26 protein-coding genes and 1 riboswitch are annotated in these 22524 nt (G+C 68.3%); of the genes, 17 read left to right on the plus strand and 9 right to left on the minus strand.

Annotated elements, in window-relative coordinates:
- Nucleotides 1-29: 29 nt before the first annotated feature.
- From ATK74_RS10320 to ATK74_RS15685, 9 genes are all read left to right on the plus strand, one after another.
- Nucleotides 30-332, plus strand: coding sequence for a hypothetical protein (locus tag ATK74_RS10320; protein WP_098460946.1), 303 nt, complete (start codon nucleotides 30-32; stop codon nucleotides 330-332).
- Between the two features lie 62 nt (nucleotides 333-394).
- A riboswitch (cobalamin riboswitch) is annotated at nucleotides 395-535 on the plus strand.
- A gap of 84 nt (nucleotides 536-619) precedes the next feature.
- Nucleotides 620-2206 carry a terpene cyclase/mutase family protein gene (locus ATK74_RS10325; RefSeq protein WP_098460947.1) on the plus strand — a complete coding sequence of 529 codons (1587 nt, stop codon included), beginning with the start codon at nucleotides 620-622 and terminating at the stop codon, nucleotides 2204-2206.
- Entirely contained in the window at nucleotides 2203-3009 is an 807-nt protein-coding gene (locus tag ATK74_RS10330; protein ID WP_098460948.1) for a hypothetical protein, read from the plus strand. Before ATK74_RS10325 ends, ATK74_RS10330 begins: the two co-directional genes overlap by 4 nt.
- Before the next feature lie 5 nt (nucleotides 3010-3014).
- Nucleotides 3015-4169 carry a CbiQ family ECF transporter T component gene (locus tag ATK74_RS10335; RefSeq protein WP_143483631.1) on the plus strand — a complete coding sequence of 385 codons (1155 nt, stop codon included), beginning with the start codon at nucleotides 3015-3017 and terminating at the stop codon, nucleotides 4167-4169.
- Nucleotides 4166-5752, plus strand: a complete 1587-nt coding sequence (locus ATK74_RS10340; RefSeq protein ID WP_098460950.1) for an ABC transporter ATP-binding protein — start codon at nucleotides 4166-4168, stop codon at nucleotides 5750-5752. The genes ATK74_RS10335 and ATK74_RS10340 overlap by 4 nt, the downstream gene beginning before the upstream one ends.
- Nucleotides 5752-6612 carry an ECF transporter S component gene (locus ATK74_RS10345; RefSeq protein ID WP_098460951.1) on the plus strand — a complete coding sequence of 287 codons (861 nt, stop codon included), beginning with the start codon at nucleotides 5752-5754 and terminating at the stop codon, nucleotides 6610-6612. Before ATK74_RS10340 ends, ATK74_RS10345 begins: the two co-directional genes overlap by 1 nt.
- A gap of 62 nt (nucleotides 6613-6674) precedes the next feature.
- Entirely contained in the window at nucleotides 6675-7283 is a 609-nt protein-coding gene (locus ATK74_RS10350; protein WP_098460952.1) for a superoxide dismutase, read from the plus strand.
- 113 nt (nucleotides 7284-7396) lie between these two features.
- Entirely contained in the window at nucleotides 7397-8479 is a 1083-nt protein-coding gene (locus tag ATK74_RS15680; RefSeq protein ID WP_169923815.1) for a resuscitation-promoting factor, read from the plus strand.
- A 97-nt stretch (nucleotides 8480-8576) separates the two neighbouring features.
- Nucleotides 8577-9383 carry a resuscitation-promoting factor gene (locus ATK74_RS15685; protein WP_098460954.1) on the plus strand — a complete coding sequence of 269 codons (807 nt, stop codon included), beginning with the start codon at nucleotides 8577-8579 and terminating at the stop codon, nucleotides 9381-9383.
- Between the two features lie 207 nt (nucleotides 9384-9590).
- On the opposite strand, the gene ATK74_RS10365 is transcribed toward ATK74_RS15685, so the two are convergent.
- Nucleotides 9591-10163, minus strand: a complete 573-nt coding sequence (locus ATK74_RS10365; RefSeq protein ID WP_098460955.1) for a TetR/AcrR family transcriptional regulator — start codon at nucleotides 10161-10163, stop codon at nucleotides 9591-9593.
- A 77-nt stretch (nucleotides 10164-10240) separates the two neighbouring features.
- On the opposite strand from ATK74_RS10365, the gene ATK74_RS10370 reads away from it, so the two are divergent.
- The 3 genes from ATK74_RS10370 (at nucleotide 10241) to ATK74_RS10380 (ending at nucleotide 12015) form a co-directional block, all read left to right on the plus strand.
- Nucleotides 10241-10579 (plus strand): YrdB family protein, encoded by a 339-nt coding sequence (locus tag ATK74_RS10370; protein WP_098460956.1) that lies wholly within the window; start codon nucleotides 10241-10243, stop codon nucleotides 10577-10579.
- A complete protein-coding gene (locus ATK74_RS10375) occupies nucleotides 10576-11298 on the plus strand; it encodes an MBL fold metallo-hydrolase (RefSeq protein ID WP_098460957.1) in 723 nt (240 codons plus the stop codon). Before ATK74_RS10370 ends, ATK74_RS10375 begins: the two co-directional genes overlap by 4 nt.
- Nucleotides 11299-11373: 75 nt before the next feature.
- Nucleotides 11374-12015, plus strand: a complete 642-nt coding sequence (locus ATK74_RS10380; RefSeq protein ID WP_098460958.1) for an NAD(P)-dependent oxidoreductase — start codon at nucleotides 11374-11376, stop codon at nucleotides 12013-12015.
- 101 nt (nucleotides 12016-12116) lie between these two features.
- Here ATK74_RS10380 and rplQ read toward each other — a convergent pair whose 3' ends face one another.
- From rplQ to infA, 7 genes are all read right to left on the minus strand, one after another.
- Nucleotides 12117-12737, minus strand: coding sequence for a 50S ribosomal protein L17 (rplQ, locus tag ATK74_RS10385; RefSeq protein WP_098460959.1), 621 nt, complete (start codon nucleotides 12735-12737; stop codon nucleotides 12117-12119).
- 19 nt (nucleotides 12738-12756) lie between these two features.
- Nucleotides 12757-13761: a DNA-directed RNA polymerase subunit alpha gene (locus ATK74_RS10390; RefSeq protein ID WP_098460960.1), complete on the minus strand. Its 1005-nt coding sequence runs from the start codon at nucleotides 13759-13761 to the stop codon at nucleotides 12757-12759.
- Nucleotides 13762-13880: 119 nt separating this feature from the next.
- A complete protein-coding gene (gene rpsD / locus ATK74_RS10395) occupies nucleotides 13881-14486 on the minus strand; it encodes a 30S ribosomal protein S4 (protein WP_098460961.1) in 606 nt (201 codons plus the stop codon).
- A 26-nt stretch (nucleotides 14487-14512) separates the two neighbouring features.
- On the minus strand, nucleotides 14513-14929 hold the full coding sequence (rpsK, locus tag ATK74_RS10400; RefSeq protein WP_098460962.1) for a 30S ribosomal protein S11: 417 nt from the start codon (nucleotides 14927-14929) through the stop codon (nucleotides 14513-14515).
- 36 nt (nucleotides 14930-14965) lie between these two features.
- Nucleotides 14966-15340, minus strand: a complete 375-nt coding sequence (rpsM, locus tag ATK74_RS10405; protein ID WP_098460963.1) for a 30S ribosomal protein S13 — start codon at nucleotides 15338-15340, stop codon at nucleotides 14966-14968.
- Between the two features lie 286 nt (nucleotides 15341-15626).
- On the minus strand, nucleotides 15627-15740 hold the full coding sequence (rpmJ, locus tag ATK74_RS10410; protein ID WP_002514836.1) for a 50S ribosomal protein L36: 114 nt from the start codon (nucleotides 15738-15740) through the stop codon (nucleotides 15627-15629).
- A gap of 75 nt (nucleotides 15741-15815) precedes the next feature.
- The gene (gene infA, locus ATK74_RS10415) at nucleotides 15816-16037 is read right to left on the minus strand and encodes a translation initiation factor IF-1 (protein WP_098460964.1); all 222 of its coding nucleotides are present in this window, start codon (nucleotides 16035-16037) and stop codon (nucleotides 15816-15818) included.
- Between the two features lie 160 nt (nucleotides 16038-16197).
- Between infA and ATK74_RS10420 the strand changes: the two genes are divergently transcribed.
- The 4 genes from ATK74_RS10420 to ATK74_RS10435 all read left to right on the plus strand — a co-directional run bounded on the left by ATK74_RS10420 (nucleotide 16198) and on the right by ATK74_RS10435 (nucleotide 20412).
- Nucleotides 16198-16539, plus strand: a complete 342-nt coding sequence (locus ATK74_RS10420) for a PadR family transcriptional regulator (protein WP_098460965.1) — start codon at nucleotides 16198-16200, stop codon at nucleotides 16537-16539.
- Nucleotides 16532-17344, plus strand: a complete 813-nt coding sequence (locus ATK74_RS10425; RefSeq protein ID WP_143483632.1) for a permease prefix domain 1-containing protein — start codon at nucleotides 16532-16534, stop codon at nucleotides 17342-17344. Before ATK74_RS10420 ends, ATK74_RS10425 begins: the two co-directional genes overlap by 8 nt.
- The gene (locus ATK74_RS10430) at nucleotides 17341-17769 is read left to right on the plus strand and encodes a hypothetical protein (RefSeq protein ID WP_098460967.1); all 429 of its coding nucleotides are present in this window, start codon (nucleotides 17341-17343) and stop codon (nucleotides 17767-17769) included. The genes ATK74_RS10425 and ATK74_RS10430 overlap by 4 nt, the downstream gene beginning before the upstream one ends.
- A 477-nt stretch (nucleotides 17770-18246) precedes the next feature.
- Nucleotides 18247-20412 (plus strand): HelD family protein, encoded by a 2166-nt coding sequence (locus ATK74_RS10435; RefSeq protein WP_098460968.1) that lies wholly within the window; start codon nucleotides 18247-18249, stop codon nucleotides 20410-20412.
- 3 nt (nucleotides 20413-20415) lie between these two features.
- On the opposite strand, the gene ATK74_RS10440 is transcribed toward ATK74_RS10435, so the two are convergent.
- Complete coding sequence (locus tag ATK74_RS10440; RefSeq protein WP_098460969.1) at nucleotides 20416-21342, minus strand: methylenetetrahydrofolate reductase; 927 nt, start codon at nucleotides 21340-21342, stop codon at nucleotides 20416-20418.
- A 52-nt stretch (nucleotides 21343-21394) separates the two neighbouring features.
- Here ATK74_RS10440 and ATK74_RS10445 point away from each other — a divergent pair, with 52 nt between their 5' ends.
- Nucleotides 21395-22489 (plus strand): polyprenyl synthetase family protein, encoded by a 1095-nt coding sequence (locus ATK74_RS10445; RefSeq protein ID WP_098460970.1) that lies wholly within the window; start codon nucleotides 21395-21397, stop codon nucleotides 22487-22489.
- Nucleotides 22490-22524: the final 35 nt, after the last annotated feature.

The raw sequence follows: 22524 nt of genomic DNA on the forward strand, positions 1-22524 counted from the left end.
ATTCGCCACATCAAGAATTGAGGTCCATCATGAGTGACACCGAAGGCTTCCTGGGCGGCCTGATCGGCAAGGCCAAGGAGTTCGGCGAGAAGGCCGGCGACTTCGCCGAAGACGCCTTTGACAAGGCTAAGGACTTCACCGGCGAGGCCGTGGAGAAGGCCAAGGATCTGGCTGGAGACCTCCCGGAGAATGCGAAGAAGTTCGCAGACGACGCCACCACGGCGGTCAAGGACTTCGCCGCGGACTTCCCCGAGAATGCCAAGAAGGCGGCCGACGAGGCCACCAATGCAATCAAAGGTCTGATCGACGGCGAGGACAAGCCACAAGCCTGACCCACCCCCACCACCTGAGACGGGCACCGGTTCGCCGGTGCCCGTTTTGCCTGCCCCCACTCGGCACCCGGCCGGATCTGAGTTATGGTTTCACCACCTGAACCAATGTGGGGGAACCCGGTGAGAATCCGGGACTGACCCGCAGCCGTGACGCCGGCTTTCACCGGCCAAGTCGGAATGCCCGCCTGGTTTTGGCTCAACATCAACCCGTCGAGGCATACGGGGTGAGCCGGACGCGCCTGTTGTGGGCCGGAGTCCTCATTTGCCCCGCGCGAAAGGACTCCTAGGTGTTCCATACTCTCCGTCGATGGCTGGCTGCCGGGTCTGCAGTAGCCGTCGCCCTGGTCGGCCTCGTCGCCGCCCCTGCCCCCTTGGCCGTCGCCGACATGGCCGACGTCGCCACCAACTCCGCTGCGAACTATGTGGCCACTCATCTTCCGAGCAAGAGCCAGACCAGCAGCAACATCGATTCGGCCCTCGGTCTGGCCGGCACCGGCCAGTGCACCTACGCCGCCCCGCTGCGGACTCTGGTGAGCCACCTCGAAGGCCAAGCGCAGAGCTACATCAAGGGCAAGCCCGCAGCGGCCGCCAAGCTCGCTATCGCCGTCGACGCCCTCGGCCTGAACCCGACGAAGTTCGCCAAGCAGAACCTGGTCGCGGCGATCACCAAGAACCTGCCCAGCAATGGCGACGTCGGTGGCTACCCGTTCTCGCAGGCGCTGGCCCTGATCGCGCTCGACCGAACCGGCGCCACGATCCCCGACAGCATGGTCACCCGACTGCTCTCCCAGCAGAACAAGGATGGCTCCTTCGGCCAGAACGATCCCGACTCGACGGCGCTGGCCATCATCGCGCTGCGGGCCATCGCCGACTCGAAGGCCGAGCAGTCCGCGCTCAGCGACGCCATCAGCTGGGCGACCGATCACCAGACCGGTGCCGGCTACTGGGACAACTACTCCCCGGTCGACTCGACCGGCCTGATGGGTTCGGCTCTCGCCGCCGTCGGCAGCGACTCGGCGTCCGCCGCCGCGCGCGCGTGGCTGACCGGAGTGCAGCTGAAGGACGGCGGGTTCGCCAACAGCCTCGGCGGCACCCGGTCCAACCTGATGGCGACCTCCGAGGCGCTGTGGCTGCTCAGCGGGACGAACCTGTCGACGGTGTCGCTGAAGCTCGCCGCGTGCGGCAGCACGCCGCCGGCCATGCTTTCCGCGACCACCTCCTGCTCCGGCGTCTGGGTTGTGGTCGACCGCGGCAATGGCCAGGTGGCAACCCGCTGCGCGACGACGTACGCCACCGGCGCTGCGGCCCTGGCCAGCGCCGGCTTCTCGGTGAAGACCTTCAGCACGCAGTTCGGGCCGTCGATCTGCCAGATCCGCTCGTTCCCGGCCGGCTGCGACACCACCTTCGGCTCGGGCTATTGGAGCTACTGGACCTCGACTCTCGACCCGGCCACCGGCACCTGGAGCGCCTGGGACTACGCCCAGACCGGACCGGCAAGTTCGCACCCGGTCAAGGGCGTGGCCGAGGCCCATCTCTGGATCCCGAGCAGCATTCCGTGGACCGCGAGCCCGGCACCGACTCCCTCGGTGAAGCCGCCAAAGGCCTACACCTCGGCTCCGCGCCCGACCATCAGTGGCGTCACGAAGGTGGGCAAGAAGCTGACTGTCGTCACCGGAACCTGGTCCCCGAAGCCGGACAAGTTCAGCTACCGCTGGTTCCGCAGCGGGAAGCCGATCGCGAAGGCCACCGGGAAGACCTACCAGCTGAAGAAGGCTGACAAGGGCAAGACCATCAAGGTCAGCATCACGGCCAGCGGCTCCGGTCTCCAGACGGCGGTCCGCACCTCGCTGTCGACCCCGAAGGTCACCAAGTGAGGCATCGCCTCCTCGCTGCTGGGCTGACGGCGATCCTCGCCGTCGGCCCGGTGGCGGCTGTCCCCGCGCAGGCCGCACCCCTGCCGGCCGCGGTGAGTTGCAGTGGCGTCTGGGTGGTCGTCGATGACGGCACCCGGGCGCCCCAGGCCTCTTGTGCCCGCGATGGTTTCAGCACCGGCACCAAGGCGCTGCGCAGCGCCGGCTTCTCGGTGACCATCGACAACGGCTTCATCCTCAAGATCGGCGGCAGGCCCAGCGGCAAGTCCGACCCCAGCAAGGCCTACTGGTCCTACTGGCATGCCACCCGGCAGGCCGACGGCAGCTACTCCGACTGGAGCTACTCCAGCCTGGGTGCCGACGCCTACCACCCGTCGCAGGGCAACGCCGAGGGCTGGCGTTACCAGTCGTTGAGCGAAGGTAAGGTGGCGCCGCGGGCCGGGGCGCCGACCGCCGGCACCACCGAGCCGACGCCCAGCCCGACCCCCACCAAGGCGAGCCCGAAGCCGACCAAGAAGGCCACGGCGTCCAGCACGGCGTCGGCCAGCGGCACAGCCAAGGCGACCGCCAAGGCAACAGCCAGCACCTCGGCCTCGCCGAGCACCGCGGAGTCGATCCTCACCCCGTCCGCCGTCGCATCGACGACCACCGCGAACATGTCCGCCGTGGCCGCCGAGGCTCCGACGGCCGAAGCCACACCTCCTGCCTCCGGCAGCCCGACCGGCACCATCGCCGCCGGGATCGCCGTGATCGCCGCCGCCGGCGGCCTGGGCGGTTGGTGGCTCGTGAAGGGACGACGCCGCTGAACCGAGTGCATCCCTGGGCATGGTGGTGTTGGGCGATCGGAATCGGGATCGCCGTCAGTGGCACCACCAATCCGCTGCTGCTCGCCCTGATCGCCACCGCCATAGTCACGGTGGTGATGCTGCGACGCAGCGATGCCCCCTGGGCGCGCTCGGTGCGGGCCTACCTGCTGCTCAGCGCCTTCGTGATCGGGATGCGGATGTTCTTCCAGATCGTGCTGGGCAGCGGACGCGGTGAGACCGTCATCTTCGAACTGCCCCGGATCCCCCTTCCGGAATGGGCGGCCGGCATCCAGCTGGGCGGCGCGGTGACCGCCGAGGCGCTCACCGGCACCCTCTACGACGCGCTGCGGCTCGCGGTGATGCTGCTGGCCATCGGGGCGGCCAATGCTCTGGCCAACCCGCGGCAGGCGCTGCGTTCAGTACCGGCCGCGCTGTACGAGGCATCGGTGGCCGTGGTGATCGCGCTCAGCGTGGCCCCGCAGCTGATCGAGAGCGTGCAGCGGGTCCGCCGGGCTCGCCGACTGCGCGGAGACTCGGCGACCAACCTGAAAGCCTTGGCCACCATTGCCATGCCCGTGCTGGCCGACGCCATCGATCGCTCGATGGCGCTTGCCGCCGGCATGGAGTCGCGCGGCTTCGCGCGCACCCGCGGCCTGCCCACCAAGGGCACTCTGCCGCTCATGTTGAGCTCCTCGATGGCCGCCACCATCGGGGTCTTTCTGCTGCTCAGCACCGACTACTGGCAGGTCGCCTGCCTGTTGTTGGCGGCTGGGCTGTTCGGTACGGTGCTGGGCCTGCGGCTGGCCGGACGCCGCCTGCAGGTGACCAGCTACCGTCCGCTGCCCTGGCGTGGCCGGGACGCGCTGATCGCCGCCAGCGGGGTGCTGGCCGCGGTGATCGTGCTCGGCCTGGGCTGGCTGAACCCGGACCTGCTGAGCCCGACCCTGGCCGGCCTGCTGGATCCGGCGGCCCTGTTCCCGACCACGGACCCGTTGTCCTGGCCGAGCGTGAGCCTGCCGATGCTGGTCCTGATCGCCCTGGTGCTGGCGCCGATCCCGCTGAGCCGGGCGCGGGCATCGGTGCAGACCGAGTCGGTGCGCAACGACACCCAGATCCGCTCGCTACGGCCACGATCCGAACGCGAGCTGGTGCTGCAGTGATCCGCTTCGAGCAGGTGTCGGTGAGCTACGCCGAAGCTGATGCTCCGGTGCTGGATCGCGTGTCTTTCGAACTGCCCGAAGGCGACCTATGCCTGGTGGTGGGAACCACCGGCTCCGGCAAGTCCACCCTGTTGGGCGCGATCAACGGCCTGGTGCCGCACTTCACCGGCGGGCTGCTCCGCGGCCGGGTCCTGGTGGATGGCCGCGACACGGCCAAGTACCGTCCCCGCGATCTGGCTGACGTGGTCGGCTACGTGGGCCAAGATCCGCTGCGCGGTTTCGTCACCGACACCGTCGAGGACGAGGTCGCCTACGGCATGGAGCAGCTCGGGATCAACCCGACCGCCATGCGCAAGCGGGTCGAGGAGACCCTCGATCTGATGGGCATCGCCGAGTTGCGTCGTCGTCCGCTGCTCGACCTGTCCGGTGGCCAGCAGCAGCGGGTCGCGATCGCCGCCGTACTGGCCGCTCAGCCGCGGGTGCTGGTGCTGGACGAACCGACCTCGGCCCTGGACCCCACCGCAGCCCAGGACGTCCTCTCGGCGATCTCCACCCTGGTCCACGAGGTGGGGCTGACCGTGGTGCTGGCCGAACATCGACTCGAGCGGGTCATGCAGGCGGCCGACTCGATGATCTGGCTGCCCGGTGACGGCAGTCTGGTGCACGGCGAACCGCGCCAAGTGCTCACTCGAGCCAGCGTCCGTCCCCCGCTGGCCGAACTGGCCCGGGCCGCGGGTTGGCCCGACGTGCCACTGAGCGTCCGGGAGGCCCGGCGCCGGGTGCTCACCGCAGGGCTGCTGCCCAGCCCACCCCCGGTACGGACGGCCGTCACCGGTCCGGTCGCCCTGGCCGCGCACGGGATCGAGGTCCGCTACGGGCAGACCGTCGCAGTGGCCGGCGTCGACCTCGAACTCCATGAAGGCAGCATCACCGCCCTTCTCGGACGCAATGGGGCCGGCAAGTCGTCGTTGCTGTGGGCCCTGCAAGGCGCGCTGAGCTGCGCCGGAGACCTCGACGTGGACGGACACGACCCGCGTCGGCTCGGCGCGGCCGAGGCCCGGCGACTGGTCACCTTGGTGCCGCAGACCGCCGCCGACCTGCTCTACCTGCCCAGCGTGGCCACCGAGTGCGACCAGGCCGACCGGGAGAGCGACGCCGAGCCCGGAACCACCGCCGCCCTGCTGGACTCTCTCGGGGTGCGGCTGGCCGCCGATCGCGATCCTCGGGATCTGTCCGAAGGCCAGCGGCTGGCGCTGGTGCTGGCCGTCCAACTGGCCGCGCGCCCACCGGTGCTGCTGCTGGACGAGCCGACCCGAGGCCTGGACTACCGGGCCAAGGCCGAACTGCGCCGGATCATCTCCGAACTGGCCGCAACCGGAGTGGCCGTGCTGATCAGTACCCACGACGTCGAGTTCGCGGCCGCGGTCAGCGAGCGCACCATCCTGATGTCCGACGGCGAGCTGATCGCCGACGGCAGCACCTCCGCACTGCTCACCTCCTCGCCCGCCTACGCGCCGCAGATGGCCAAGGTCTTCGCACCGGCCCGGATCCTCACCCCCGACGACGTGGCCAGGGGGTTGTGATGGAGCGGCGACGGATCTCGGTGGCATTGGCGGTCGCGGTGGTGATGGGAGTCATCGCGTTCAGCTGGCCACTGTTCCTGCGCCCGGAGTCGGGGATGTCGCCGACCCAGGCGCCGATCATGTTCGCCCTGGCCCTGGCCGCCATGCTGGCTGTAGTGCTGTCCGAGGTGGCCGGTGGCCGGATGGACGCCCGCACGCTGGCCATGCTCGGCGTCCTGGCCGCGGTGGGGACGGTGCTGCGTCCGCTGAGCGCCGGAACCGCGGGCTTCGAACTGATCTTCTTCCTGATGATCCTGGCCGGACGAGTGTTCGGGGCCGGCTTCGGCTTCGCGCTGGGAGCCATCACCTTGTTCACTTCGGCGCTGATCACCTCCGGAGTCGGGCCGTGGCTGCCCTACCAGATGCTGTCGGCCGGTTTCGTGGGCCTGTTCGCAGGGCTGCTGCCGAAGGCGAAGGGGTGGGCCGAGATCTGGCTGCTGGCCGGCTATGGGATGGTCTCGGCCTTCGCCTACGGCTGGGTGATGGACTTCTCGTTCTGGCCCTACGGGATCGGCAACGAGACCCAGATCTCCTTCGACGCCAGCCTGGGCGCACTGGAGAACCTGCACCGGTTCGTCCTGTACAACATCGCCACCTCGATGGGCTGGAACCTGGGCCGGGCCCTGACCAACGCCGCCCTGATCATGCTGCTCGGAGTGCCACTGCTCCGGATCCTGCGCCGCGCGGCGCGTCCGGCAGTCTTCGCCGAGGACGCGGCCACGCCGGAGCCGACCCGGAGCCCATCGGCCCGGGTCGTGCCGCACGCCGCCCCTCCGCACCTGATCTCGGAAGCAATTGCCGCACCGACGCGACCGGAATAGCCAGCCGGGTAGCAGGGTTGAGGCGAATGATTGCCATAGACCGCTACGAAGGGAACGCAAAGATGGCCTACACCCTGCCGGATCTCGACTACGACTACGGTGCACTCGCCCCGTCGATCTCGGGAGAGATCATGGAGCTGCACCACAGCAAGCATCACGCCGCCTATGTGGCCGGCGCGAACACCGCTCTGGAGAAGCTCGCCGAAGCGCGCGAAAAGGCCGACTTCGCGGCGATTCCCAAGCTGGAGAAGGACCTGGCCTTCCACCTGGGTGGCCACATCAACCACTCGGTCTTCTGGAAGAACATGTCGCCCAACGGCGGCGGCGAGCCCGAGGGTGAGGTCGGCTCCGCGATCGACGAGTTCTTCGGTTCGTTCACCGGCTTCAAGGGCCAGTTCGAGGCCGCAGCCAACTCGCTGCAGGGCTCCGGCTGGGCGATGCTGGTCTGGGACACCCTGGGCAAGCGACTGAACATCAACCAGCTCTACGACCAGCAGAACAACCTGCCGGTCGGGCAGCTGCCGGTGCTCCAGCTGGACATGTGGGAGCACGCGTTCTACCTGCAGTACAAGAACGTCAAGGCTGACTACGTGAAGTCCTGGTGGAACGTCGTCAACTGGGCCGATGTGGCCCAGCGGCTGGCCAAGGCGAAGGCGGCCGACATCCTCTGATCGAGGACCACACCGACACGGAATCCCCCAGGGAGATTCCTGAGAGAATTTGACCGAGCTCTCAGGATCGGGCACGCTGATCAAACCAGTTGCCTATCCCTGGGGGATTTCTCTTGGCTTTCAAGCACCTCGCCACCGCTGCGGTGACGCTCGCCCTCACCGGCGGCGGAGTCGCGACCGGCGCCGCGCTGCACAAGGACGTCCGCTTGGTCGTCGACGGGGTGGAACGCCCGACGTCGACCTTCGCCCTCACCGTCTCCGACGTCCTGTCGGCGAACGGCGTGACGGTGAGTGGGCTGGACCAGGTCTCCCCCGCCCCCCAGTCTCCGGTCTCCAATGGCTCGGTGATCACGGTGCGCTATGCCAAGCCGATCACCTTGACCCTGGACGGCTCCGAGGGCACATTCATGACCACCGAGGTGGAGCTGGCCGACGCGCTGGCCGCCAAGGTTCCCGACCTGAACCGCTCCTGGACGTCGGTGGCGCTGGCCAGCCCGGTGCCGCGCACCGGCCTGGAAGTGACCGTCAGCACCCCCAAGCAGGTCCGCCTCGTGGTGGACGGCAAGACTCGCTCGATCACCACCACTGCGAACACCGTGGACGATCTGCTGGCCGAGCAGAACGTGACCACCTGGGCCCAGGACCGGGTCAGCCCGTCGACCCAGGCCGTGCTCGCCGAGGGCGACCGCGTGGTCGTCCAGAGAGTCCGGATCTCGACGCTCCAGCGCACCGAGTCGATCGCCTTCGCCAGCAAGAAGAAGTCCGACCCCACCCTGTGGCTGGGAGAGTCTCGCGTAGTCAGCACCGGAAAGGCCGGCAAGGCCACCCGGATCTACCGGGTCGTCGAGATCGACGGGAAGAAGACCGATCGCTCCCTGGTCAGCGAGACCGTGCTGGCCAAGCCGGTCGCTCAGGTGATCGCTGTCGGCTCCAAGGTGACCGGGAACGGCGCCGGGATCAACCTGGCCCGGGCGGCCATGTGGGATCGGATCGCTCGCTGCGAGTCCGGCGGCAACTGGTCGATCAACACCGGCAACGGCTACTACGGCGGCCTCCAGTTCAACCTGGCCGCCTGGAAGTCCAACGGTGGACGCGACTTCGCGGCCTACCCGCACCAGGCCAGCCGGGCCGAACAAATCACTGTTGCCAACCGGTACTACGCCAAGGCCGGCACTCGTCCCTGGACCTGCGCCTGAGCTAGCCACCCCCACGTTTCCTGAGAAAACTTGACCATTTTCTCAGGATAGGGCAGGCTGACACGCGGATTACCCCCGAGCACCTTGGACGGAACCTGTGAAGAAGACTCTGATCGGCCTCGCCTTGACCCTCGCTCTGGTCGGCGCCAGCGGCACCCCTGCTGACGCCATCGTCCCCGCCGGCACCGTGGACGCCACCGCGAGCGTCACCACCACGGCCCCGGCGGCAACCCCGAACCTGAGCGGCAAGCTGAAGAGCGTCACCCTCAAGGTCGGCACCGCCAAGGCCAAGCGGATCAAGACCCGCGCGGTCACCGTGGCCGACGTGCTGCTGGCTCGCCAGATCACCCTCGGCCCGGACGACTACGTCAAGCCGGCTCTGAGCACCGTGCTCAAGAAGAAGATGAAGATCACCGTCTACCGGGTGGTCACCGTCACCACGACCGTCACCGAGAAGATCCCGTTCGCGGTCACCAAGATCCCCAACAACACCATGCGCAAGGGCACCACCAAGGTGATCACCCCCGGCCAGCTCGGTTCCGCCGAGCGGACCTACACGATCACCACGGCCAACGGCAAGGTCACCGCCAAGGTGAAGGTGAGCGAGAACGTCCTGCTGGCACCGGTGACCAAGGTTGTTGAGGTCGGCACCAAGGGCAAGGCGCTCAATCTGGCCCGAATGAAGCTATGGAACAGGATCGCGCGGTGCGAGTCCGGCGGACGCTGGCACATCAACACCGGCAACGGCTACTACGGCGGCCTCCAGTTCAACCTGGGCACCTGGCGCTCCAACGGCGGTCGCGACTTCGCGTCCTACCCGCACAAGGCCAGCAAGGCCGAGCAGGTCACCGTGGCCAACCGGCTGTACGCCAAGCGCGGCACCCGGCCGTGGAGTTGCGCCTGATCGCCCTTGCTCAGCGGCCGGGGCGACTCACGCCCCGCTGACCCACTGAGCCAACGCCCCCAGGCCGGAACACTTCCCCCGAGCGGCCTGGGGGCGTTGCCATGTCCGCATCCGGCGGGGACGGTTCCACTACCGTCCACCCCAGCCACCCCGCACGCCCGAGGACGACCCCATTGCCGCCCACGCGAGCCAGAGGACGCCGGCCGCTCAGTGGGCCGATCCAGCTCCTCGCAGACCGGCCAGCAGGACGTCCAGGCCGAAGTCGAAGGCCTCATCGACGCTGCCGCCCAACCCGAAGGCGCCCTGCCCCTCCATCCGGGCGAAGCCGGAGATCCAGGCGGTGAGGGTCCGGGCCGCCGGTAAGGCCCGCTGCGGACCGACCATCGCTCCGGTGAGGACCAGGAGCGGCTCGACACTGCGCGCCACGTCCTGAGGATCCGGGGCCATCTCGGCGGGCAGCGGGCTGAACACCAGCGACAGGATGCCGGGTTCAGCCAGGGCGAAGGCGCGGAAGGCGTGAGCCAGTCGGGTGAGGTCGGCCTCCGGATCCCCGGAGCCGCCACTGTCGGCCAGCGCGGCACCCAGCTCGGCCAACAAATCGGACGCCACCAGGCGGACCAGCGCGGCCCGGCTGGGCACCCGCTTGTACAGCGACGGAGCCCGGACGCCGACCAGCGCGGCGACCCGCTGCATGGTCAAAGCGTCCAGCCCTTCGGCGGACGCCAGGCTGCGGCCGGCCGCGACGATCTGCGCCGTGGAGGTCCGTGCTGGAGTAGGCATTGCTGCCCCCTCTCCTGTTGGCTATTGCGTGTAGCCATCATAGCTAGGTACCGTAGCTATCACAAGAAGGAGATGTGATGTTGAACCTCGCTGTTCGCTTCGGCCTGGAGCTGGCCGGTGTCGCCACCGCCGGATACCTGGGCTTTCAGTTCGCCCCCTCCGGCTGGCGCCCGCTGGGCGCGATCGCCGGCGCCATCGCGCTGGCCACTGTCTGGGGGCTGTTCCTGGCGCCGAAGGCGTCCAGCCCGATCCCGCTGAGCTCACGCGAGCTGGTCGGGACCATCCTCCTGCTCGCCGTGGCCGGCACCCTGGCACTATCGGGGCAGCTGTGGTGGGGCCTCGGCTTCGCTGCCCTGCTGGTCGCCAACCAGGCCGTCCTGCTGCTGGTCGGCCCGAGGACGGGAGAGTTCGCATGAAGCTCGCTGAAGGTCTGCACCGGATCGGCAATGACCTGGTCGCCTGCCACCTGGTGGTCACCCCGGACGGCCTGACCCTGGTGGACGCCGGACTGGCCGGCCACTGGAAGCCCCTGCTGCGCGAGCTCGGCTCGATCGGAGCCGATCCCGAAGACATCTCGGCCATCCTGCTCACCCACGGCGACTCCGACCACGTCGGCTTCGCTGAGCGGCTGCGCCGCGAGCACGGCGTGCCGGCATACATCCACGCCGCCGATGCCGGACGAGCCACCGGCGGCCCCAAGCCCGAGACCGGCTGGGGCAAGGCCAGCCCCTTCGCCGTGGTGCAGTTCCTCGGCTATGCGGCGACCCATGGCGGCCTGAAGACCGAGTGGCTGACCGAGGTGACCAGCTTCGAGGCGCCGATCACCCTGGACGTCCCGGGTCGGCCGCAGGTGATCGGGTTGCCCGGCCACTCCCCCGGCAGCGTCGCCTTCCACTTCGCCAGCGTTGGCGCGCTGTTCGTCGGCGACGCCCTGACCACCCGGGACGTGCTCACCGGACGCCGCGGACTGGCCCCCGCGCCGTTCACCGACGAGCCCGCCCAGGCCGTGACGTCACTGCACGCCCTGGCCGAGCTGCCGACCGGGTGGCTGGTCCCGGGCCATGGCCCGGCCCTGCCCGACATCACCCCGGTTAGCCTGGAGGACGAGATCACGCGCACGGCGCACAATCATTGACCCGATCCGGGAATAGTTGAGCCGTCAACAGTGCTCTTTCATGCGGCAGTCTTTGACAACAACGAATGGGGAACCATGAAGATCACAGTCCTCGGTGGCACCGGTTACGGTGGCGCCGCAGTGGCGGCCGAGGCCGCCAAGCGTGGACATGAGGTGACGGCGGTCGCCCGCCGCGCTCCGGAGCAGCCGCTGGACGGCGTCGCCTACCTCACCGGCAGCCTGCAGGATGCCGACTTCCGGGCGCAGGCCGTGGCCGGCGCCGACGTGGTCTTCGAGGCGCTCTCGCCCCGCGGCGACATGGTCGGCCAGGTCGAGGCGATCTTCGACGATCTCGCCCGGCTCGCCGCCGAGAACGGCTTCCGACTCGGCGTGCTCGGCGGTGCCGGCTCGCTGCTGGTCGCCGAGGGCGGACCGCGGATCATCGACGTGGCCAACCCGCCGGCCGACGTGCTGGCCGAAATGCAGCTGGGCGTCTACAAGCTCGAGGCCTTCCGGGCCGCAGCCGAGGGCCTGGACTGGTTCTACGTCAGCCCCGCAGCGGAGTTCGGTTCCTGGGTGCCCAGCACGGTCACCGGCAGCTACCGGACCAGCGACGACATCCTGCTCTCCGACGAGAACGGCAAGTCCGAGATCTCGGCCGCGGACCTGGCCCTGGCCGTCCTGGACGAGATCGAGGAGCCGCGGCACACGCGGCGCCGCTTCCACGTCGCGCACTGAGCCTCACCGGCCACGCCGGTGATGACTGGCTGAACCAGTCGCCACACACAAACATCGCCCGCCCCCAATGGGGACGGGCGATGTCTGTCGTTATGGGCGGATCAGGCCTCGGCCTCAGCCTCGTCCTTGGCCGCAGCCTTCTTGGCCGGAGCCTTCTTGGCCTTCGGGGCCTCCTCGACGACGGCTTCCTCGACCGGAGCCTCAGCCTCGACGGCCTCGTCCGCGACGGCCTCGACAGCAGCCTCTTCGACGACCTCGGCCTTGGCCGGAGCCTTCTTGGCCGGGGCCTTCTTGGCAGCAGGAGCCTTGGCCGGCTCAGCCTTCTTGGCCGCGCCCTTCTCCTTGGCCTTGCGGGACTCCTCGACGGTCTCGGTGACGAGCTCGATCACGGCCATGGGGGCGTTGTCGCCCTTGCGCGGACCGATCTTGGTGATCCGGGTGTAGCCACCGTCGCGCTCGGCGACCTTCGGAGCGATGTCGGCGAACAGGATGTGCACCACGCCCGGGTCGGTGACGGTCTGCAGCACCAGACGACGGTTGTGCAGATCGCCACGCTTGGCCTTGCTGATCAGCCGATCAGCAAGCGGCTGCAGGCGCTTGGCCTTGGCCTCGGTGGTGGTGATCTTCCCGTGCTGGAACAGCTGGGTGGCCAGGTTGGCCAGGATGATCCGCTGGTGCGCCGGGCTACCGCCGAAACGAGGGCCCTTAGTCGGCTTTGGCATGTTCAATGTCTCCTGTTGCTCAGTACGAGTCGTCGTAGTCGACGTCGCTGTCGTAGTTGGACAGGGCACCCAGCGGGTCGAAGCCCGGCGAGCTGTCCTTCAGAGAGAGGCCCATTTCGTGCAGGCGCAGCTTGACTTCCTCGATCGACTTGGAGCCGAAGTTGCGGATGTCCAGCAGGTCCTGCTCGGAGCGGGAGACCAACTCGCTGACGGTGTGAATGCCCTCACGCTTGAGGCAGTTGTAGCTGCGCATGGTGAGCTTGAGCTCCTCCACCGGCAGCGCCAGATCCGCAGCAAGCTGCTCGTCCACCGGGGACGGGCCGATCTCGATGCCCTCGGCATCGACATTCAGTTCGCGGGCCAGGCCGAAGAGCTCGACCAGGGTCTTGCCCGCAGAGGCGACGGCGTCGCGCGGCTTGATCGAGGCCTTGGTCTCGACGTCCACGATCAGCTTGTCGAAGTCGGTGCGCTGCTCAACACGAGTGGCCTCGACCTTGTAGGTGACCTTGAGCACCGGCGAGTAGATCGAGTCGACCGGGATCCGGCCGATCTCGGCGTCGGGGTTCTTGTTCTGGACCGAGGAGACGTAGCCACGGCCACGCTCGACGACCAGCTCCATCTCGATCTTGCCGTCCTCGTTGAGGGTGGCGATGTGCAGATCCGGGTTGTGGATCTCCACGCCGGCCGGCGGAGCGATGTCGGCCGCGGTCACCGAGCCGGCGCCAGACTTGCGCAGGTACATCAGCACCGGCTCGTCCTCTTCGCTGGACAGGACCAGGGACTTCAGGTTCAGGATGATCTCGGTGACGTCCTCGACGACACCGGGCAGGGTGGAGAACTCGTGCTGGGCACCCTCGATCTTGATGCTGGTCACCGCGGCGCCCGGGATGGACGACAGCAGCGTGCGACGCAGCGAGTTGCCGAGGGTGTACCCGAAGCCGGGCTCCAGGGGCTCGATGACAAACCTCGAGCGGTATTCGTCGACGACCTCTTCGGTAAGGATCGGACGCTGGGCAATGAGCATGTGACTTCCTTTCGACCGCCCACTATTTGACGGTGATCGCCTCGCCGGCCGCTCTGACCGACGACGGGTCTTGCACCAATGCTCCTCCCCGCCAAGCGGTGGGGAGGAGCATCAGGGTCTTACTTGGAGTAGAGCTCGACGATCAGCTGTTCGGTGACGTCGATGACGATCTGCTCGCGAACCGGCAGCTGGTGCACCAGGATCCGGCCCTTGTTCGGGCGGACGGTGAGCCAACCCGGGACGACCTGAGCGTTGTGGGTCTCACGAGCAACCACGAACGGGGTCAGGTTGATCGACTTCTCCTTGATGTCGATCACGTCGTAGGCGCTCACCCGGTAGCTGGGGATGTTCACCTTCTTGCCGTTCACCAGGAAGTGGCCGTGGACCACGAGCTGGCGAGCCTGGCGACGAGTGGACGCCAGGCCGGAACGGTAAACGACGTTGTCCAGACGGGACTCGAGGATGATCAGCAGGTTGTCACCGGTCTTGCCGGACAGCCGGTTGGCCTCTTCGTAGTAGCGACGGAACTGCTTCTCGAGCACGCCATAGGCGTAACGAGCCTTCTGCTTCTCCTTGAGCTGAAGCAGGTACTCGCTCTCCTTGGTGCGGCCGCGACCGTGCATACCCGGCGGGTACGGACGGTGCTCGAAGGCCTTGTCATTGCCCACCAGGTCGGTGCCGAGCCGGCGGGACTTCTTCGTGATTGGGCCGGTGTAACGGGCCATGTTCTATCTCCTCTTCGGCTCAGGTACTAGACGCGACGGCGCTTCGGCGGACGGCAACCGTTGTGCGGCACCGGGGTGACATCGGAGATCGGACCGATCTCCAAGCCGACGGCGCCGAGCGAACGGATCGCGGTCTCGCGGCCGGAGCCGGGACCCTTGACGAAGACGTCCACCCGCTTCATGCCGTGCTCCATGGCGCGGCGGCCAGCGGCCTCAGCGGCCATACCGGCAGCGAACGGGGTGGACTTCCGGGAGCCCTTGAAGCCGACGGTGCCGGCAGAGGCCCATGCGATCACCGCACCGGTGGGATCGGTGATCGAGATGATCGTGTTGTTGAACGTGCTCTTGATGTGCGCCTGTCCGGCGACGACGTTCTTCTTTTCCTTGCGACGCAGCTTGGTCTTCGCAGCCTTCTGGGCCGCGGTACGTCCTGCAGTAGCCAACTCAGTTACTCCTGGTTTCCTGTGTCAGGACCGCGGTTAGCGGGCCTTCTTCTTCCCGGCGACGGCCTTCTTCTTGCCCTTGCGGGTGCGAGCGTTGGTTCGGGTGCGCTGACCACGAACCGGCAGGCCCATACGGTGACGACGGCCCTGGTAGGAGCCGATCTCGATCTTGCGGCGAATGTCGGCGGCGACGGAGCGTCGCAGATCGCCTTCCGTCTCGTAGTTGGCTTCGATGTGATCGCGAAGCGCAACGAGCTGGTCGTCGGTGAGTTGGTGAACACGGATGTCGCCACTGATGCCAGTGGCTGCCAGGGTTTCCTTGGCGCGGGTACGGCCAATGCCGAAAATGTAAGTGAGGGCGATCTCGAGGCGCTTCTCGCGCGGCAGATCGACCCCGATCAGGCGTGCCATGCACATACCTCTCAGGTAATCGAGCCGGTTTCCCGACTCGCGAAGGTGTCTGGCGTGATGCGTCCCGCTACCTGTCAGTAGGGGCCCCGGCCTTCGTCCGGGGGTGCCGCCGAGGTGAACCTCGCCGTTGCGATCACGTTGTCTGTTATGCGGCCGAAGCCGCTCGGGTCTTTCGGCCCGTCCCCTCTCGGGGCTATTCAGTTGTCACATGCCCGAAGGCCGGTGTCCGCGTCCCGCGACAGTCCTTCGACAGGCTCAGGACGTGCTTACCGGGATGAGCCGAAGCTCAGCCCTGGCGCTGCTTGTGGCGCGGGTTATCGCAGATCACCATCACGCGACCGTGCCGGCGAATGACCTTGCACTTGTCGCAAATCTTCTTGACGCTCGGCTGAACCTTCATCGAGCAACTTTCTGACTCATCGCCGGGCACAGGGAAACCCCCTGCGATCGGACTGGTGGTGGATTCTTGCGTTGACTACCGGTGCCGGAAGACGATGCGCCCACGGCTCAGGTCATAGGGAGAAAGCTCGACGACGACACGGTCGGCCGGAATGATGCGGATGTAGTGCTGCCGCATCTTCCCACTGATCGTCGCAAGCACCTTGTGACCGTTCGACAGTTCCACCCGGAACATTGCGTTCGGCAGTGCCTCGACAACCGTCCCCTCGAGCTCGAGGGCGCCTTCCTTCTTCGCCATTACTCCCAATCGCTGAACCAGTTTGAGCGCACGCGCCTGCAAGCACAGGTCGTGCAAGGGTCAAGCGTACGGCAGGAGCCGCAACGTCCCCAAATCGAAAGCTCTTTACCGATACCTCGGACTCCGATACCTTGGTTATCGAGGCATACGAGGAGCGCCCATGGAGATCGACAAGCAGCTGCTGAAGGGGACGATACCGCTGCTGGTGTTGCACCTGCTGGCGCAAGCAGATCTCTACGGGTATCAGCTGATCAAAGCGCTGGAGCAGATCTCGTCCGGGGCCTTCCGGTTCTCCGAAGGCTCCCTCTATCCGGTGCTCCACACCCTGGATCGAGACGGGATGCTGCACGCCTACTGGCGCCAGGCCGAGTCCGGCCGCCAGCGCAAGTACTACGCCATCACCGACCGTGGTCGGCGTGAGCTGGTCGAGCGCCGCAGTCAGTGGCGCAACCTCACCGTCGCGATTGACGCCGTCCTGGCCGAGGAGTTGCCACATGACTAAGTCAAAAACCCCACTGCGATGGCTCTACCTGGTGGCTGCGGCGCTGATCAGCTGCATCCGGGTTCTGCCCGTCCCGCTCGGCACCAAGAGCATCTGGGCCGAGGCAGCCACCGCGCTCGGCCTCTCCTGGGTGTTCGAGCCGCTCGCCCTGGTAGCACTCGGTGTGGTGCTGGGCCGTCGCCACGGGTGGGATCACCGGACCGCCTTCGGCATCTGCCTCACCAGCCTGGTCGCCATCGTGGCCACCCGGATCGGGCCCGGGGAGCCTCAGCAACTGATCAGTGAGTACTCGATAACCATCCTGGCCACGCTGCCGCTCACCTGTGCGTCCGTCTTCCTGGGCCTGGCGACCGGCGCCAGCCTGCGCAGAGCACCGGACCCGGTAGCCGGTCTGAAGTCGCCCGAGCTCCCCGGGCTGCGATCCTTCACCACGATCGCAACGGCCACCATCAACGACCCCCGCGAGCGGGCCGACGCCGTGACCGAGCTCTACCAGCACGCCACCAGTCGACACGAGGAACTGGTGACAGCCGGTGCCGAGCCGCACGCGGCCATGACCCAAACCCTTGCTGAACTCGGAGACCCGGTCGAGCTGTCCCGCGAACTGGCCCGGGCGCACCGCCAGCCGGTGACCGCCGCAGCCATCGGCGGAATCCTCCTGGTCGGGCTCGTGTTCGCCGGGCTCCTGCTGGCCGCGGTCATCGCCTACCTGAGCCAGGAGCCCATCGCCATGATCCTGGTCACCGTGGTCGCAGTGCTGGGGACCTCGGCCATCTTGATCTCTGCACTGAGGAGGAAGCCATGAGGCGGCTACTCAACACCTGGCCCTACATCGTGGGGGTGGTCGGACTCTTCGGCCTGCTGTGGGCCTTCGAGCTGGCTCCGACCGGCGGCTGGGGCATGGATGACATGGACCTGACCGGCCTGCACATCACCGTGCGGTACGTGGCCTTCCCGGCCCTTGCCTTCCTCGGCGCGGCGCTCCTGGGACTGCGGCGGGGTTACGACCCGATGGTCTTGGTCGTTTGCCTGCTGGTCGCCGTCGCCATTCCCGAGCCGCTGTTCCATCGAGGCCAGCTGGAGCTGAGCTGGGATCATTCCGACGAGCTGTTCATCCTCGGCTATCTGGCGGTCACCCATCTCGGGGTGGTGGCCGGGATCACGGTGCGGCAGGTACTGCGACGCGTCCGCGCCGGACGAGCGCCGCAGGTGACCCCCGCCACGGCCTAGAGGAACCTCCGCGCGGCGGGATGACAACGGTCTCGTCCTGCCGCGTGATGACGGTCGACAGATCGTCCGCGAGCCGTCCGGACGGTTCGACACCCATCACCCCCCCCGCTCTCGCTACCGAATGGAACCCTTGCTGCCGAAAAGTCGGTAGCGCGAGTTGCGATCGGTAGCGGGAACGGGCAAGAGCCAGTCGAGCCGCGCGAAGCATGGGGGCTGCCCCTTCCCAGCGAGTGGCGGACCGCAACGGGACCGTCCCCAAGCGCCTGGCCAAGACATCCCGCACCTCCGCGCTCTCGCTACCGAGTGGAACCCTCGCTACCGAAATATCGGTAGCAGGAGTTGCGATCGGCAGCGGGAACGGACGAGAGGGACGGACCGTAACAGAACCGTCCACGAGCCGTCCGGACAGAGGGCGAGACGTGGGCCGCGCCGCTGGCGTAGACTTGTCCGTCGCTCACTATTGGCGAAGGACACCACGTGGATTCAGCTGGGGCACCCCACTCCGCTCTCGAACGCGAACTGGCCATTGAACAGGCCCATGTCAACCTGGTCTACGAACATTTGGAGAAGGCAGCCAGCTCGGCCAAGCGGGTAGCCGCCACCGGCCAGGACATCTACCGCTCCGACCGGGAGACCTGGGTTCGCGAAGAGGACGGCACCGCGCTCTTCGAGCGAGATGCCTTCGCTTTCGCCGCTGCCAAGCGGCTGGCGATCATCGACTCCGAGCATGAGGGCCTGGTCTTCGGCCGGCTCGACCACAGCGACGGCGAGATCCGCTACATCGGACGGATCGGCGTCCGCGACGACGACTACGAGCCGCTGGTGATCGATTGGCGGGCCCGGGCAGCCGAACCGTTCTACCGGGCCACGGCCAACGACCCGATGGACGTGGTCCGTCGCCGAGTGCTGCGCTGCCGCAACGACATCGTGATCGGGATCGAGGACGACCTGCTGGACTCGTCCGCCGCCCGCAGCGACCTGCCGGTGATCGGTGAGGGCGCCCTGATGGCCGCCCTCAAGCGGGCCCGCGGCCCGAAGATGCGCGACATCGTGGCCACCATCCAGGCCGAGCAGGACGAGGCGATCCGCGCCGAGCACTCCGGGGTGACCGTGATCGCCGGCGGCCCCGGAACCGGAAAGACCGTGGTCGCTCTGCACCGGGCGGCCTATCTGCTGTACTCCAACCGGCGCCGCTTCGAGCGTGGCGGGATCTTGGTGATCGGGCCCAGCAGGCTGTTCATGGACTACATCGAACGGGTGCTGCCCAGCCTGGGTGAGGACTCGGTGACCCTGCGCGCCATCGGCCAGGTGGCCGTCGACGTGCTCGGCTTCTCCTCGGCCCGGCAGGACGCCGCGCTGGCCGCCACGGTCAAGGGCTCCACCCGGATGCTGAAGGTGCTCAAGGAACTGGTGGCGTTGCCGCTGATCAGCCTCGACCCGAACCGTCCGGCGGTCTGGGCATCGGTCAAGGGCGAGGTGCTGAAGCTCTCGGTGGCCCAGGTGGACCGGATCCGGCGCGACATCCTGGCCCGGCTGCGTCCCAACCAGGCGCGCGGCGAGGCGACCGCGGCCATCCTGGGGGCGTTGCGCCGCCAGGTGCCCGACGGCTGGGACCTGGACGACGAGACTCTGGACGATCTGATCGGCTCCCAGCCGATCGTCCGCAACTTCCTGACCGAGTGGTGGCCCGACCTGCTGCCGGCCCAGGTGCTGCGTCGGCTGGCCGATCCGGATGTGGTCGAGGCGGTTGCGTCCGGCACCCTGGACGCCGCCGAGCGGGCCGCCCTGGCCGAGAGCTACCAGCCCTCGGACTTCTCGGTGGCCGACATCGCCCTGCTCGACGAGCTGGTGGCTCTGCTCGGCCCGATCCAGGTCGCCGAGGAGACCGACGAGCTGGTCTTCCTCAACGAAGGCTCCCGGATGCAGGAGCTGGTCACCGTGGCCGACCAGCTGCGCAACGTCCGCGAGATCGATCCGCAGGCCGACCCGCAGGACACCTTCGCGCACCTGCTGGTCGACGAGGCCCAGGACATCACCCCGATGCAGTGGCGGATGCTGCGTCGCCGCGGCCCAGCGGCCAGCTGGACGATCGTCGGCGACCCGGCCCAGAGCTCCTGGCCGGACGTGGCCGAGACCGAGCAGGCCCTGGTCGACCTGATCGGAGTGGCCCCCAACCGCCGGTTCCGGCTGTCCACGAACTACCGTTCGCCGGCCGAGGTCTTCGATCTGGCCGCCCGGATCGTCCAGCCGCACTTCCCGAACGCCGATCTGCCCCATGCCGTCCGCTCGACCGGGATCGAACCGGCCCTGCTCACGGTGTCCTCGTCGGCCCTGGATGCCGAACTGCGTCGAGTTGTCGCCGAGGCGCTGGCCGCCGTAGAGGGCACGGTGGCAGTGATCGCGGCCCCGTCCCGGATCGGCACTCTCGAGCTGCCCGAGGATCCGCGGCTGTCGGTGGTCAGCCCACTGAACGCCAAGGGTCTGGAGTTCGACGCGGTCGTGGTGGTCGGCCCGGACGAGATCGTGGCCGAATCCCCCGGCGGGATCCGGGTGCTCTACGTGGCCCTGACCCGACCCACCCAGCGACTGGTCACCATCGACCTGGACGGCGCCGGCAGCTGGCGGGAACCGCTGGCCGACTAGGCCTTACTCGCCGTCCGTTGAGCCCACGGGCTCGGTGTGCGGCGGAATCCGGCGCAGCCTGCCGAGGATCTCGGCGGTGGCCCGAGACCGGTTCTGGGTGAAGAACTGCAGTCCGGGCGCTCCCCCGGCCAGCAGCCGATCGCACAACTCGACGGCGATCTCGACCCCGACCTCACGGACCGCGGCCGGATCGTCGGCGACCGCGTGCAGCCGATCGGTGACCGCCCGGGGCAGGTCGGCACCGGAGAAGCCGGCGAACCGCTCGATCTGGCTGATCGTGGTCACCGGCATGATTCCGGCGATGATCGGCAGGTCGGCGCCATGGCGTCCGGCCCGTTCGACCAGCCGGAAGTAGGCGTCCGCATCGAAGAACAGCTGGGTGATCGCGAACTCGGCCCCGGCCCGCTGCTTGTCAGCCAGGATCCGGGCGTCCAGTTCGACGTCCTTGCGGTCGGGGTGGGCGTCCGGGAAGGCACCGACGCCGACACAGAAGTCGCCACGCGACTTCACCAGCTCGACCAGCTCGGTGGCATTGTCCAGACCGTCCGGGTGCCGCTGCCAGGGCGCGGTCGGCCCACCGGGCGGGTCGCCCCGCACGGCCAGGATGTGCCCGACGCCGGCCTCGGTGTAGGCGTCGATGGCGGCACCCAGGTCATCCACCGACTGGCTGACGCAGGTCAGGTGCCCGACGGTGATGGCGCTGGTCCGCGGGCTGATCAGCCGGGTGGCCTCGATGGTGCGCTCCCGGCTGGAGCCGGTCGCGCCATAGGTGACCGAGACGAAATCGGGGGCCAGCGGCTCGAGAGCGTCGATGGCATCGAGCAGCGTCTGGGCGCCGGCATCGTCCTTGGGCGGGAAGAACTCGAACGACATCGTCGGGCGACCGCCGGCAGCGAGCAGCCGGGCAATGGACGGGCGTGGCGATGGCATGGCGGCAAGGCTAGGCCAACCATGCCCCGCTCGGGTGGCCTAGGCTCAGTGCGTGGTCACCCTGGACGCATCCGAGCCGCTGTCGGCCGACCTGATCGACGCCGTCGGCACCAGCCTGACCGACTTCCTGGACGCGGCCGTCGGCCGATTGGCCGGAGTCGGAGCTGAGCTCGACGAGCTGCGTGAGTTGGCCCACGCCTTCACCGCCGGCGGGAAGCGGCTGCGTCCGGCCTTCTGCTGTTGGGGCTACCTGGCCGCTGCCGGTGGCACCGAGGTGCCCGAGGCGGTCCTGCAGGTGGCGGCCAGCCTGGATCTGCTGCACGTCTCGGCACTGGTCCACGACGACGTCCTGGACGGCTCGCAGACCCGGCGCGGGTTGCCGGCCGCCCACGTCCAACTGGCCGCCCGGCATGCGGCCGGCGGCTGGCGCGGCGACTCGGACGGCTTCGGACGCAGCGGGGCCATCCTGCTCGGCGATCTACTGCTGGCCTGGTCGGTGGAGTTGGCCGACACCTCCGGGGCCGAGCGGCTGGCCCAGGCGCAGCCGCTGCTGGCCGCAGTCCGGGCCGAGGTGGCCGCCGGGCAGTACCTGGACGTCACTGCGCAGAGCCGGACCCTGGCCGACGTGCTGGCCGCGCCGGCATCGGTGGACGAGCAGATCCGCCGGGTGGTGGAGTTCAAGACCGCCCGCTACACGGTGATCCGCCCGCTGCAGATCGGAGCGGCGCTGGGCGGCGGCTCCGCCGAGCTGCTCGAGCTGCTGGGCCGGTTCGGCTCGCCGCTGGGCCGGGCCTTCCAGTTCCGCGACGACGTGCTGGGCGTGTTCGGCGACGCCGAGGTCACCGGCAAGCCGGCCGGGGACGACCTGCGCGAGGGCAAGCTGACCGTGCTGGTGGCCAACGCCATGGCCCGGGCACCCCGGGACCAGGCCGAGCGCCTGGCCGGGCTGCTGGGCCGTCCGCTCAGCCCTGAGGAGGTCGACCAGGCCCGGGCCATCATCGTCGACTCCGGGGCGCTGGCCGCCGCCGAAGCCGAGATCGCCGACGCGGCCCGGGTGGCGTCCGCCGTGCTGGACGAGCGGATCGCCGCACCGGCCCGGACGGCGCTGGCCCGGCTGGTCGTGTTGGCCACCCAGCGTGAGGCCTGAGCCGGACCCTTCGACAAGCTCAGGGACCGGCCCTC

It is taken from the genome of Propionicimonas paludicola (assembly GCF_002563675.1).
Lineage (GTDB): Bacteria > Actinomycetota > Actinomycetes > Propionibacteriales > Propionibacteriaceae > Propionicimonas > Propionicimonas paludicola.